We start from the raw sequence: 13,682 nt of genomic DNA, 5'->3' as shown, positions 1-13,682 counted from the left end.
CATGAGACCCGACACCAGCTCGCTCGACCGCTGGTTCTCCGTTCCGCAGCCCCGCCCCGCGGCGCCCATGCAGCTGTTCTGCCTGCCGTGGGCGGGCGCAGGGGCCGGAGCCTTCCAGGGCTGGGCCGCCGCGGCGGGGCCCGGGCTCGAGGTGCTGCCCATGGTCCTGCCGGGCCGGGAGGGCCGCTTCTCCGAACCCTTCGGCATCGACATCGGGGAACTCACCGACGCCGTCTCGGCCAGGGCCGACCGGCCGTACGCGATCTACGGACACTCCATGGGCGGCAGGCTGGGCTTCGAGGTGACCCGCGAGCTGACCAGGCGGGGCCAACCGCTGCCGCGGCGGCTGTACCTGGGCGGATGCCGGCCGCCTGACCACGTCGAACCGCTCGCCGAGCTGTCGGAGGTGTCGGACGAGGAGCTGCTCGGCAGGCTCATCGAGCTCGGCGGCTTGCCGGAGGAGCTGCTGGCCGAGCCTGAGCTGTGCGAGCTCCTCCTGCCGGTCCTGCGCGCGGACTTCACCTGGTTGCACGAGTACGTCTACCAGCCGGGGCCGCCGATCGAGGTGCCGATCGAGGCCTTCGCGGGAGCCGACGACAAGTCGATCTCCGTCGAGGCCATGCGGGGCTGGGCCAGGCACACCAGCGCCGGCTTCACTCTCAGCGTCGAGCCGGGCGGCCACTTCTTCCTGCGCGAGCGGCGGGACCACATCCTGGACCGGGTGCGCGCATGAGCGACCACCGCATGCCGCTCGGCGACACCGGCTGGTGGGTGTGGAGCGAGGCGCTGCTGCGCAGCACCGGCTTCCCCGCCGACGGCCTGGCGCGCCTGTCCGCCCCCGACTGCGCGCAGGCAGCGGACGCGTTGCTCTCGGGCGAGCTCGCGGCGGAAGACTTCGACAAGATCCTCGAGGAGGCCGGCCACGAGCTGGGCGACGAGCTGACCGAGATCGCCGCCGACCCGCTCTTCCGCGAGGCGATCACCTGGCAGAACCGGGGCGCCCTGGTCTCGCTGGACGCCCTGACCCCCGGCGGCCGCCGCCACAGCAGGCGGCGCGAACGGGAGCGCATCGTCGTCAAGTACTGGCAGCGCTACAGCGCCAAGAACGAGACGGTGGGCTTCTTCGGGCCGGTGACCTGGGTTCGGTGCTCGGAGGACGGCCCGGCTCTGGAGGTACGGCCTGGCGAACGGCTGCTGTCGGACCGGCGCGTGTTCTTCGAGGACTGGGCGCTGCGCGCGTACGCGGCGAAGCTGGCCGAGGACCCCGCGGTGCGCCGCTGGTTGCCACCCGCCCTGCAGCCTCAGCTGACCCTGGACGGCCGCCAGGTGCGGCGGCCGGCGCAGCCGCCCGTCCCGGTGTCGGCCGCCGAGGCACTGCTGCTGTCGCGCTGCGACGGCAGGCGCCGTGCCGTCGACGTGGCCGCCGAGGTGGCCGGGCAGGCGGGCATCCGCACCGAAGCCGACGCCTACCTGCAGCTCGACCTCCTGACCGGGCGCGGCCTGCTGACCTGGCAGGGTGACGTGCCGCAGAGCCCGCACGCCGAGGAGCACCTCCGGCGGCTGCTGGCCGGCATCGAGGACCCGGCCGTGCGCGAGCGGGCCCATGCCGGGTTGGAGCGGCTGGCATCCGCCAAGCGGGAGGTGGCGCGCGCCGCGGGCGACCCGGATGCCCTGCGCGCCGCGATGGAGGCGCTCAGCACGGTGTTCAGCGAGGTCACCGGCGCCGACTCGGTCCGCAGGACCGGCCGGACCTACGCCGGCCGCGGCCTGGTCTACGAGGACACCACGCGCGACGTGCGAGTGACCGTGGGCAAGCCGCTGATCGACGGCGTCGCCGAGCCGCTGGCGCTCATGCTCCAGGCCGCCCGCTGGCTGACGGCCGAGCTGGCGACGACCTACGGCCAGGCGCTGCGCGAGCTGTACGAGGAGCTGCGCGCGGACGGCCCGGTGCTGCTGTCCGACCTGTGGTACCTCGCCCAGGGCATGCTGTTCGGCACCGGTCCCAGACCCGTGGACGCCATCGCCGAGGAGTTCGCCCGCCGCTGGTCGGAGCTGTTCGGCCTGGACCAGGTCGACCCGGACACCGCCGAGCTGACCTTCACCGCCCGCGAGCTGGCCGCCTCCGACGCGTTCGCCACCGCAGGACCCGGCTGGTCGGACGGCCGGTTGCACAGCCCCGACCTGCAGATCTGCGCCGACAGCGTCGAGGCGGTCAACCGCGGCGACTACGTGGTGGTCATGGGCGAGATGCACGCGGCCTGGGCGACCTTCGACTGCGCCGTCTTCAGCCTCGCCCACCCCGATCCCGGCGCGCTGCGCGACGCGCTGGCCGAGGACCTGGGAACCGACCGGGTCAGGCCGCTCTACCCGGTGGAGTGGCCCCGCTACACCGGCCGGGTGACGCACGGGCTGGACCACCCGACCGACATTCAGCTGGGCTGGACGGCCGCCCCGGGCGCCGACCCCGACCGGCTGGTGCCCGCCACGGGCGTGCTGGTCGACGAGGTGGGCGGGGAGCTGGTGGCCACCATGCCGGACGGGAGGAGCCGGCCACTGCTGGAGGTCTTCTCGCAGCTGGTGTCGATCCACGCCGTGGACGGCTTCAAGCTCGTCGGAGGCGATCGGCACACCCCGAGGATCACCATCGACCGGCTGGTCGTCGCCCGCCGTACCTGGCGGACCACCGTGGACGCGACGGGACTGACCGACGTCGGCGGTGAGCGCGCACGGTACCTGGCCGTGCGCCGCTGGCGGCGTGAGCTCGGCCTGCCCGAGCGGGTCTTCGTCAAGCTGTCCACGGAGATCAAACCGCTCTACGTCGACCTCACCAGCCCGGTCTTCGCCGACCTGCTCTGCTCGATGGTCCGCTCGGCCAGCCTCACCGCCGGGCAGGACGTGCGGTTGGTGATCTCCGAGATGCTCCCCGGCCCGGACCAGACCTGGCTGTCCGACGCCGAGGGCCGCCGCTACTTCACGGAGCTGCGCATGCACATGGTCGATCCACTTCCTGGAGGCGCGGGATGACGACACTGCCCGATCTGGTCCTGGCCCAGGCCGAGCGCCGCCCGTGGGCACCTGCCGTGCGGCAGTGGCAGGAGGTGCTCACGTACGGCGAACTGGCCGAGCAGGCGGGCGGCCTGGCCGCGCGGCTGCCGGACGTGGGGCCGGAGCGTCTGGTGGGAGTCTGCCTGCGACGCCGGCCGAGCATGGTCACCGGAGTGCTCGGCGTGCTTCTGGCCGGAGGCGCGTACGTGCCGCTCGACCCCGACGGCCCCGCCGCGCGCAGGGAGCAGATCATCAGGAACGCGGGGCTCCAGCTGATCGTGGTGGACGAGTCCACCACGGAGCTGTTCGACGGGGTGCGGACCGTCCCGGTGGAAGGCCCGCCCGCCGCGCCCGGACAGTGTCCTGCGCTACCCGGCAACGCGGCCTATGTGCTGCACACCTCGGGATCCACCGGCACACCCAAGGGCGTGGTGGTCACCCATCGCAGCGCCTGCGCCTACACGCTCACCAATCTCGAGCTGCTGGGCGTCGATGAGGACACGCGCGGCCTCGCCTTCGCCTCGCTCAGCTTCGACGTGTCGGTGCACGACCTGTTCGTGCACCTGGCTGCCGGGGCCACGGTGATGCTGGCAGGCGACGACGACCGTCGTGACCCCGTACGGCTTCAGCGTTTCTGCGTGGAGCACGGCATCACCTCCGGTGTCGTGCCGCCCTCCCTGCTGCCGGTGCTGGATCCGGCGCGCCTGCCCGAGTGGCGGGTGCTGGTCACCGGCTCCGAGGCCCCCGGCCCTGAGCAGGTGGAGCGCTGGGCGAGCAGGCGGTTTCTCAACTACTACGGTCCGACCGAGGCAACGGTGGCGGTCACCGTCTTCGAGGCCGAGGGAAGCTGGGACAGGCCGCTGCCGATCGGCGCCGTTCAGCACGGGAACCGCGTCCATGTCGTGGACGAGGAGCTGCGCGAGGTTCCGGTGGGCGTGCCCGGCGAGCTGCTGATCGGCGGGGTCGGGCTGGCCCGCGGATACCTGGGGCGACCCGATCTGACAGCCGAACGCTTCGTGCCCGACCCGTTCGGCGGCGACGGCGAGCGGCTCTACCGGACCGGCGACCTCGTGGTGCTGCAGCCGGACGGGAACCTGATGTTCCTGGGCAGGACCGACCGGCAGGTCAAGATCCGCGGGCAGCGGGTGGAGATCGGCGAGGTGGAGACCGTGCTGCGCGGGCACCCGCAGGTCGGGCACGCCGTGGTGGAGGCGGTCGAGGGTCCGGCGGGTGTCCGGCTCGTGGCCTTCTGCACTGCGGACGGCGTGCGCCCGGACCTGCTGCGAGAGCACTGCGCGGAGCGGCTGCCCGAGGCGATGGTCCCCGCCGACATACTGATCCTGCCCAGCCTGCCGATGTCCTCGTCGGGCAAGGTCGACCTCCAGGCGCTGCATGAGCTGGTGACTGACGCACCGGCCCTGGGCTCGCCGCCGGAATCGTCGACCGAGCGCGCCGTGGCCGAGGTCTGGGCTCGGGTGCTCGACCGCGTCCCGGGGCTGGAGGACGACTTCTTCGCCTCCGGTGGGCATTCCATCAGCGCCATGCGCCTGGTCAGCGGCCTTCGCGAGGCACTGGGGCGTGAGGTGGCGGTGGAGGACGTCTACGCCGCGCGCACCCTCGGCGCGCTGGCGGCGCTGGTGGAAGCCGCGCCTCCCGTGGCCGAGGAACTGCCCTCCGGCAGCCCGCCCGCGCTGACCGCGGCGCAGCGTCGGTTGTGGTTCCTGGAGCGGCTCTTCCCCGGCAACGTCGCCTACAACATCGCGCTCGCCGAGCGCCTGCGCGGTCCACTCGACGTGGTGGCGCTGGAGCGGGCGCTGACCGCGGTGGCCGAGCGGCACGAGGTGCTCCGCTGGCGGGTGCCCGACGACGGTGGCGTGCCCCGCGTGGAGGTGTCCGCGCCCGAACCCGCGCGGATAGCGGTCGAGATCCTGGACGGCGCGCCGGGCAGCCGGCCGGACGGGCCCGGCAGTGGCTCGGACGGCCTGCCCGATGAGGTCCGCGCCTGGCTGGACCGGGCCGGCGCCCAGCACTTCGACCTGGCCCGCGGCCCGCTCTGGCAGGCCAGGCTGCTCCGGCTGGGCCCGGACGACCACGTGCTGGTGGTGACCTTCCACCACGCCGTCTTCGACGGCTGGTCGCAGGGCCCGTTCTTCGACGACCTGGCCCGCGCCTACGCCGGCGAGGTCCTGGACGAGCCGGAGGCGACCTTCGCCGACTACGCCGCCTGGCGAGCGGCGCGGGACGGCAGGCGCTCCGGGGAGGACCTGGCCTGGTGGGCCCGCTCGCTGGCCGACGCCCCCACGACGCTCGACCTGCCCAGGGACCGCCCGCGGCCGGCCGTGCAGAGCCATGCCGGCGCCCTGGCCACCGCCGCGCTGACGGCGGAGACCACAGCGGGCGTCCGCGAGCTGGCCGCACGGCTGGGCACCACCGCGCCGAGCGTGTGGCTGGCCGCCTTCGCCGAGCTGGTCCGGCGCGTCACCGGCCGTGACGACATCGTGGTCGGCACCCCCGTGGCGGACCGCAGGCACGAGGCCTTCCAGGACCTGATCGGCTTCTTCGTCGACATCGTGCCGATCCGCCTGCGCTCGGCAGGGGAAGCCTCCTTCGCGGAGCGGGTGCGTGGCTGCGCCGATGCGATGATCGACGCGATGGCCAGGCCCGGCGCCGCCATCGAGGACATCGTCGGAGCACTGGCGATACGCCGTGAGCCCAGCCGTGCGCCGCTGGTGCAGGTGCTCTTCAACGTCTTCAACTTCCCCGAGCCGCGGCTGGAGCTGAAGGGGCTGAGCTCCACCGGCATCGTGCCCGCGCCTGCGGGTTCCCCGTTCGATCTGACGGTCTACGTCGTCGAGCGGGACGGGAGGTACGCGGTCGATGTCGTCTACAACACCGACCTCTACACCGCCGAGCGCATCGAGCTGCTGCTCCGGTCCTTCACCGACCTGCTCGACCAGGCCGTGGCCGCCCCCGGCGCCCCCGCGGCCGGCTTCGAGCTGAGGCAGGTCACCACGCTCGCGCACGGCGTGACGGACGAGCCTGCGCAAGCCGTACGACCGGAATCCGGGCTCCGCGCGGATCTCGCCACCGACACCGAGCGGCTGCTCGCCGGGATCTGGCGAGACGTGCTCGGCCGAGCCGAGGTGCTCGCGACCGACAATTTCTTCGACGTCGGCGGCACCTCCATGGCCGTCGTCGTGGTCCGCGACCGGCTGGCCGCCCTGACCGGGCGCCAGGTGACGGTTGTGGACATGTTCCGCTACCCGACCGTACGCGCGCTGGCCGCCCACCTCGACGGTGATGCCGCGAATCCGGAACTGAGCCGCGCCGACCGGCGTGCCGACACACGCCGCCAGCTGCGGGACAAGCGCAGGAGGAGACAGTGACAGAGTTGTCCAACCACTCGGGCGCCGAGCCCATCGCCATCATCGGCATGAGCGCCCGTGTACCGGGTGCGAACGATCTCGGCCAGTTCTGGCGCAACCTGGTCGACGGAGTGGAGTCGGTGACCTTCTTCACCGACGAGGAGCAGCTCGCCCGGGGTGTGACCCCGGAGACCCTGGCCAGCTCCTCCTTCATCAAGGCCGCGCCGGTCATGATCGATATGGAGGGCTTCGACAACCGTCTGTTCGGCATGAGCGCGCGCGAGGCGGAGCTCGCCGACCCGCAGCAGCGGGTCTTCCTGGAGCAGTCGCACGCCGCGCTGCAGGACGCCGGCTACGACCCGGCCACCTACGAGGGCGCCATCGGCGTCTACGGCGGATCCGGGCCCAACCAGTACCAGTGGCTCAACCTCCAGACCAACCCCGATCTCGACAGCAACGCGGTCAAGCTCGGCATGTCGATCGGCAACAACATCGACTACGTCGCCACCACGGTCTCCTACCGGCTGAACCTGCGCGGGCCGGCCATGACCGTCACCACCGCCTGCTCCTCCTCCCTGGTCGCCCTGCACCTGGCCTGCGAGTCGCTGCGCAACGGGGAGTGCGACATGGCGCTGGCCGGCGGGGTCTGCGTGGAGCTGCCGCACGGCGCCGGCTACCCGGCCATGGACGGCTTCACCACCTCCGACGGGCACGTCAAGCCGTTCGACTCCCGCGCGGACGGCACCATCTGGGGCAGCGGCGTAGGCGTGCTCGTGGTCAAGCGCCTGGAGGACGCGCTGGCCGACGGCGACCACATCCGGGCCGTGGTGCTGGGGAACGCGATCAACAACGACGGCAGCAACAAGATCGGCTTCTCCGCGCCGAGCCACGCGGGCCAGACCGAGGTGATCGCCGAGGCGCTCGGCGTGGCCGGGGTGGACCCGCGCACCATCGGCTACATCGAGGCGCACGGCACCGGCACCGCCCTCGGCGACCCCATCGAGGTGGCCGCCCTGAGCGAGGTCTACCGGCGCAGCACCGACGATCGCGGCTGGTGCGGCATCGGCTCGGTGAAGTCCAACATCGGCCACCTCAGCCAGGCCTCCGGCGTCGTCGGCGTGATCAAGACGGTGCTCGCCATGGAGCACGGCCTGATCCCGCCCAGCATCAACTTCGAGCGGCCCAACCCCGCCATCGACTTCGACTCCAGCCCCTTCTACGTGGTCTCCACCCCCACCAAGTGGGAGGACGGCCCGCGCCGGGCGGCGGTGAGCTCCTTCGGCATCGGCGGCACCAACGCCCACGTGATCCTCCAGGAGGCGCCGCCCCCCGCCGCCGCCGCGAGCGTGCGGGGGCCGCAGCTGCTGCGGCTCTCGGCCCGCACCGAGAGCGCGCTCGACACCATGCGCACCCAGCTCGCCGAGCACCTCACCGAGCACCCCGAGCTCTCCGTCGCCGACGTGGCCCACACGCTGCGGGTGGGCCGGCCGGAGCTTCGGCACCGCGTCGCCGTCGTGGCCGACGACCTGGCCGGCGCGGTGAGCGCGCTGACCGACCGCAAGCGGCACCCGGCAGGGGACGCGGGCGGAACACTGCCCAAGGTGGCCTTCCTCTTCTCCGGGCAGGGCGCGCAGTACGCGGGCATGGGCGCCGCGCTCTACGCGGCCCAGCCGGCCTTCGCCGCCGCCGTCGACGAGTGCGCGGAGCTCCTGCGTGCCGAGCTGGGCGAGGACATCAGGCAGCTGATGTTCGCCGAGGACGGCGACGACAGGCTGCGTGAGACCCGCTTCACCCAGCCCGCGCTGTTCACCGTGGAGTACGCGTTGGCCAGGCTCTGGCAGGAGCTCGGCGCGCAGCCCACAGGAATGATCGGTCACTCCATCGGGGAGTACGTCGCCGCCACGCTCGCCGGGGTGTTCACCCTGCCCGACGCGCTGCGGCTGGTGGCGGCGCGCGGGCGGCTGATGCAGTCGATGCCCGCCGGTTCGATGCTCGCGGTGATGAAGGACGAGCAGGAGGCCGCCGAGCTGCTCATCGACGGGGTGAGCGTGGCCACGGTGAACGGCCCTGGCACCTGCGTGGTGGCCGGGACGGATGAGGCGATCACGGCCTTCGCCGAGCTGCTCGACGGCAAGGGCGTCAAGGCCACCAGGCTGCGCACCTCGCACGCCTTCCACTCGCCGATGATGGAGCCCATCCTGGCGGAGTTCGAGTCACTCGTGGCCGCCGTGCCGCGGCAGACGCCCGCCCTGCCGTTCCTGTCCAACGTGACCGGCGACTGGATCACCCCCGAGCAGGCCGTCGACCCGGCCTACTGGGCCGGACACATCCGCCGTCCGGTGCGCTTCGGCGACTGCGTGGCCCGGCTGCTGGCCGAGAAGGACTGGGTGATGCTGGAGTGCGGGCCCGGCAAGCAGCTGGCCCAGCTCGCCCGCATGCAGCTGCGCGGCGCCAAGGACGTGCTGCCGCCGCTCGCCAGCCTGCCCGGCCCCGGCGAGAGCGCCGGCGATCTGGACGTGCTGTACGGCTCCGCCGCCCGGCTGTGGTCCGCCGGAGTGCCGATCACCGTGGACGGCGACCAGGGCCACCGGGTGCCGTTGCCTGGCTACCCCTACGAGCGGGAGTACCGCTTCATCTCGCCGGGTGAGGCCGGGGCGAAGCCGAAGGCGCCGCAGCCCTCCGGCCCCCGCGCGCTGGAGGACTGGTTCGAGATCCCCGCGTGGCGGCAGCTCACTCCCTCCCCGCTCGGCGAGCCGGTCACCCGCTGCCTCGCCTTCGTCAGCGGGGAGCGCGGCGAGGAACTGGTGACGGCGCTCCGGGCACAGGGTGCCGAGGTGACCGTGGTCCGCCCCGGCGCGGGCTACTCTGGCGAGTTCACCGTACGGCCCGGCGAGCGCGCCGACTACGACGCCCTGATCAGCGCGCTCGGCGACTCCCTGCCCTCGCGCATCGTGCACGCCTGGGCGCTGGACAGCGACCCGGCCCAGGCGCAGGAGCACGGCTTCTTCAGCCTGCTCTTCCTGGTCCAGGCCCTGGCCGCCGAGCAGCGAGCCGACGGGGTCCGCCTCGACGTGCTCACTTCCGGCACCGAGGACCCCCTGGGCGGCGCCGACCTGACTCGGCCGGAGTACGCGCTCATGGCGGGCATCGCCCGGGTCGTCCCGCTGGAGGTCGACGGCCTCCAGGTGCGCCACCTCGACCTCGAGTCCGGTGGCACCCCCGCCGCGAGCGTCCTGGCCGAGCTGCGCAGGGAGCCTGCGGGCGACGTGCTGGCTCTGCGGGGCGGGCGCCGGTGGGTCCGCGAGTTCCAGCCGGTACGGCTGAGCGAGGGCGACTCCGGGCTGCGCGAGGAGGGCGTCTACCTGATCACCGGAGGCCTGGGCGGTATCGGCCTCACCCTCGCCGAGCACCTCGGCACCCGGCTGCGGGCCCGCGTGGCGCTGCTCGGCCGCGGCGGCACGGTGACGCCGAGGGCCGCGCGCGCGATCGCCAGGATCGAGCAGGCGGGCGGCAAGGTGACGGTCATGGCCGCCGACGTCACCGATCCTGCCCGGTTGCGCGAGGTCAGGGAGGAGGTCCTGGCCGCCCATGGCGGACTGCACGGCATCGTGCACGCCGCCGGCCTGCCAGGCGGCGGCATGGCCGAGATCAAGGAACGAGCCGTCGCGCAGGCCGTGCTCGACCCCAAGGTCGCAGGAACCGCCGCGCTGTTCGACGTCTTCGGCGACCTCGAGCTGGACTTCGTCGCCCTGTGCTCGTCGGTCACCGCGGTCAGCGGCGGGTTCGGCCAGGTCGACTACTGCGCGGCGAACGCCTTCCAGGACGCCTTCGCCCGCGCCCGGCACGGCACGCGCGTCCTGAGCATCAACTGGGGCGCGTGGCTGGAGGTGGGCATGGCCGCCAACGCCGACGCCGCCGGCCTGGCCGCCGCCGCCGGCTCCACCGCCGTCGCCGAGGGAACGCCGGTCGACCACCCGGTCGTGCGCAGCCGTACCCACGACAGGGCGTCGGGGCCGCTGGCGGCGGACACCCACTGGGTGCTGGACGAGCACCGCATCGGCGGGGTGCCGGTCCTGCCCGCGACCGGGCAGCTGGAATGCGCCAGGGCGGCCTTCGCGGCCGTCGTCCCTGCGCCGGGCGAGGGCCACGCGGTGGAGCTGCGCGACGTGGTCTTCCTGGAGCCGCTGGCCGTGCCGGACGACACCACGACCGAGCTCGTGGTCTCCTTCGCCGACGGTTCGGCCTTCGAGGTGCGCGCCGGGGAGCGGCTGCACACCCAGGGCGCGGCGGCATGGGTACGGCCCGCGCCGGTCGCGGCCGTGGACGTGGCGGCGCTGAAGGCCGGAATGACGCCGGAGGCCGAGCAGGACGGCGAGTACGCCGGAGTGCTGACGTTCGGTCCGCGGTGGCGCTCGCCGGAGCTGATCTGGCGGGCCGAGGGCGAGGAGCTCGCCTTCGTCGAGGGGACCGAGCAGGTGGCGGCGGAGGTCGGCGACTGGGGCCTGCACCCCGCGCTGCTCGACGTGGCCACCTCCTTCGGCCGGGGCAACGGCGGCGGCGCCTACCTGCCGCTGAGCTACGGCCGGCTGCTGGTCAGGTCGGCGCTGCCGGACCGCTTCTACAGCCACCTGCGGCGCAGGGGCGACGGCGGCGCCGAGGTCGTCACGGCCGACCTGACGCTGATGGACGAGGCCGGCACGGTGCTCGTGGAGATCGAGGAGTTCGTGCTGCGGCGCATCGACGCCTCGGCGGTGACCGGGTCGCTGGGCGCCGGCGACCAGCAGTCCGGCACCGGCATCCGCCCTGCGGACGGCGCCGAGGCGTTCTTCCGCGTGCTGGCCGCCGCCGACCTCGGCCCGCAGGTCGTCGTCAGCGCGACCGCGCTCGCCGAGATCACCCGGCGGGAGCGGCTGACCCGCCAGAGCCTCGAGACCCAGGCCACGGTGGCGGCCAGGTCCGAGGACTTCGTCGCGCCGGAAGGCGAGGTGGAGGCGGCGCTGGCCCGGGTGTGGAGCGAGATCCTGGGCGTGCCCGACGTGGGTGCCGACGACGACTTCTTCGAGCTCGGAGGCAACTCGCTCATCGCGGTCCAGCTGATCGCGCAGGCTCGGGCCGCGGTCGGCGTCAAGCTGCCGATGCGCACCCTCTTCGAGGCCCCGTCCGTGCGGCAGATGGCCGCCAGGGTCGAGCAGATCCGCGCCGAGCAGCCGGCGACCCCGGCATCCACGCCGGCATCCACCCCGGCATCCACCCCGGCGGCCACCCCGGCGGCCCCTGCCACCACGATCCCGCGCGTAGCGCGAGGAAGGTAGCCCGATGCACGCCGAGCATCGCGAGTTCCGGGCGGAGTGGATGGAGGAGTCCATCGCCGCCCGGTTCTGGACCGTCGTCGCCGAGCATCCCGACCGGGTCGCGGTGCTCGGCGAGGAGGGCCCGCTCACCTACGCCGAGCTCGCACGGGAGGTCCAGGCCGTGGCGGCGGCGGTGCACGGCGCCTCACGGGTCGGGCTCCTGGTCGGGCACGGCCCCAGGATGGTCGCCGCCATCCTGGGCGTGCTCACGGCCGGGGCCACCTACGTACCGCTCGATCCGGCCTATCCGCCGGCCCGCCTGGCGAGCATGTCCGAGCTGGCCCGGCCGGAGCTGGTCGTGACCGTGCCCGAGCACAAGGACCTGCTCACCGGCGACCTCGTCGACCTCACCTCGATGCCGCCGGCGCCGGATTTCCGTCCCGTCGCCGTGGCTCCGAGCTCCCCTGCGTACATCCTGTTCACCTCAGGCTCCACGGGGCGGCCCAAGGGGGTCGTGCAGACCCATCGGGGGGCGTTGTTCCAGATCCGGGCGCATACCAACAACCTGCGGATCCGTCCTGCTGATCGGATCAGCGTCGTATCCTCCTTCAGCTACGACATGGCGGTGACAGACGGCTTCTCCGCGCTGCTCAACGGGGCCGCCGTGGTGCCCGTCGACCTCCGGCTGCATGGCTTGGGTCAGCTGAGGGAGTCGCTCGTCGGCGGACAAGTCACGATTTATCACTCGACGCCGACTGTCTACCGCTATCTGCTGGACTCCCTCTCCGAGGGAGAGGTGCTGTCGCATGTCCGGGCCGTCATCCTCGGCGGCGAGGAGGTCGTCCGCCACGACCTCGTCCGCTTCCAGCGGCATTTCCCCGCCTCCAGCGTCTTCGTCAACGGCTACGGGGCCACCGAGATCTCCTTCGTCGCCCAGAACCACCTGACCGCAGCCGAGATGGGCGACGACCCGGTCGTGCCCATCGGGCGGCCCCTGGACGGCGTGGAGATCGAGCTCAGGCCGCACCCGGCGGAGGGCGAGATCGTCATCCGCAGCCCGTACCTGGCCGGCTATCTGGGCGCCGCCGAGCGCGACCAGGCCAGGTTCGGCGTCGATCCTGACGGCATGCGCTTCTACCGAACCGGCGACCTGGGGCGATGGTTTCCCGATGGCCGGCTGGCCTACCTGGGTCGCCTCGACCGGCAGGTGAAGATCCGCGGCCACCGCGTCGAGCTCGGCGAGATCGAGGCCGTGCTGGCCACGCTGGTGCCCAGGGCCGCCGTCGTCACCCGCGAGGTCCGCGGCGAGCCGCACATCGTGGCCTACGTCCTGGGAGACGACACCTCAGGACTGCGCGAGCGGCTGGCCGAGGTGCTGCCCGACTTCATGGTTCCGGCTGAGATCGTCGGAGTCGACACGCTGCCCCTGACCCCCACAGGGAAGATCGACACGGCCGCCCTGCCAGACCCGCACCCTGGACCCGCTCCCGCACGGGCGGTGACCCTGCCGGCGCCGGAGGCCGCGCTCGCCACCGAGATCGCGGCCGTCTGGGGCGCCGTGTTCGAGGTGCGGGAGGTGGACTGGGAGCGATCCTTCTTCGACCAGGGCGGGCACTCGTTGCTCATGGCGAAGGTCCAGCAGCGGCTCGAAGCCGTCCTGAGCCGGCGTATCCCGCTGACCACCCTCTACGCCCATCCCACCGTCGTCTCCCTCGCGCGCCACCTCACGGCGGGAGAGGCGGGGACGCCGAGCGACGCCCCCGCGACCCGTGCGGCGCTACGACGGCGGCGCCGGCGATCCTGACGCCACTCGGTCCAGATCGCGGCGCCCGTGCCGTCCTCCGAGTTCGCCCGCTGCTTCAAGGGTGTGGAGCCGCTGGATCTGGGCAGCGTTCCCGTGCAAGCGTGGCGTCCGGCCGTGCCCGTCGACGTGGACCTCGTCAAGCCGGGCATCCTCGGAGCGGTGCGCATAGTTGGGTAG

The 13,682-nt window shown here is 73.1% G+C and carries 6 protein-coding genes; all 6 read left to right on the top strand.

Annotated features, from left to right (window positions below; genetic code table 11):
* Position 1: 1 nt before the first annotated feature.
* From FHR33_RS35160 to FHR33_RS35135, 6 genes are read left to right on the top strand one after another with little or no spacing between them, the layout of a single operon-like run.
* Complete coding sequence (locus FHR33_RS35160; RefSeq protein WP_183657138.1) at positions 2-733, top strand: thioesterase II family protein; 732 nt, start codon at positions 2-4, stop codon at positions 731-733.
* The gene (locus tag FHR33_RS35155) at positions 730-3,024 is read left to right on the top strand and encodes a lantibiotic dehydratase (RefSeq protein WP_183657135.1); all 2,295 of its coding nucleotides are present in this window, start codon (positions 730-732) and stop codon (positions 3,022-3,024) included. The genes FHR33_RS35160 and FHR33_RS35155 overlap by 4 nt, the downstream gene beginning before the upstream one ends.
* Entirely contained in the window at positions 3,021-6,431 is a 3,411-nt protein-coding gene (locus FHR33_RS35150; protein WP_183657124.1) for a non-ribosomal peptide synthetase, read from the top strand. The genes FHR33_RS35155 and FHR33_RS35150 overlap by 4 nt, the downstream gene beginning before the upstream one ends.
* Positions 6,428-11,722 (top strand): type I polyketide synthase, encoded by a 5,295-nt coding sequence (locus tag FHR33_RS35145; RefSeq protein ID WP_312895853.1) that lies wholly within the window; start codon positions 6,428-6,430, stop codon positions 11,720-11,722. The genes FHR33_RS35150 and FHR33_RS35145 overlap by 4 nt, the downstream gene beginning before the upstream one ends.
* A gap of 4 nt (positions 11,723-11,726) precedes the next feature.
* Positions 11,727-13,505, top strand: a complete 1,779-nt coding sequence (locus tag FHR33_RS35140; RefSeq protein ID WP_183657122.1) for a non-ribosomal peptide synthetase — start codon at positions 11,727-11,729, stop codon at positions 13,503-13,505.
* Between the two features lie 27 nt (positions 13,506-13,532).
* The gene (locus tag FHR33_RS35135) at positions 13,533-13,682 is read left to right on the top strand and encodes a hypothetical protein (RefSeq protein WP_183657120.1); all 150 of its coding nucleotides are present in this window, start codon (positions 13,533-13,535) and stop codon (positions 13,680-13,682) included.

Source organism: Nonomuraea dietziae (genome assembly GCF_014195505.1).
Taxonomy (GTDB): Bacteria; Actinomycetota; Actinomycetes; order Streptosporangiales; family Streptosporangiaceae; genus Nonomuraea; species Nonomuraea roseola.
This window is presented reverse-complemented; position numbering and strand designations above follow the sequence as displayed.

Bases quoted from the DNA above. Each gene is read 5' to 3' on its own strand.
- FHR33_RS35160 (WP_183657138.1), top strand. From the start codon at position 2: ATGAGACCCGACACCAGCTCGCTCGACCGCTGGTTCTCCGTTCCGCAG.
- FHR33_RS35155 (WP_183657135.1), top strand. From the start codon at position 730: ATGAGCGACCACCGCATGCCGCTCGGCGACACCGGCTGGTGGGTGTGG.
- FHR33_RS35150 (WP_183657124.1), top strand. From the start codon at position 3,021: ATGACGACACTGCCCGATCTGGTCCTGGCCCAGGCCGAGCGCCGCCCG.
- FHR33_RS35140 (WP_183657122.1), top strand. From the start codon at position 11,727: ATGCACGCCGAGCATCGCGAGTTCCGGGCGGAGTGGATGGAGGAGTCC.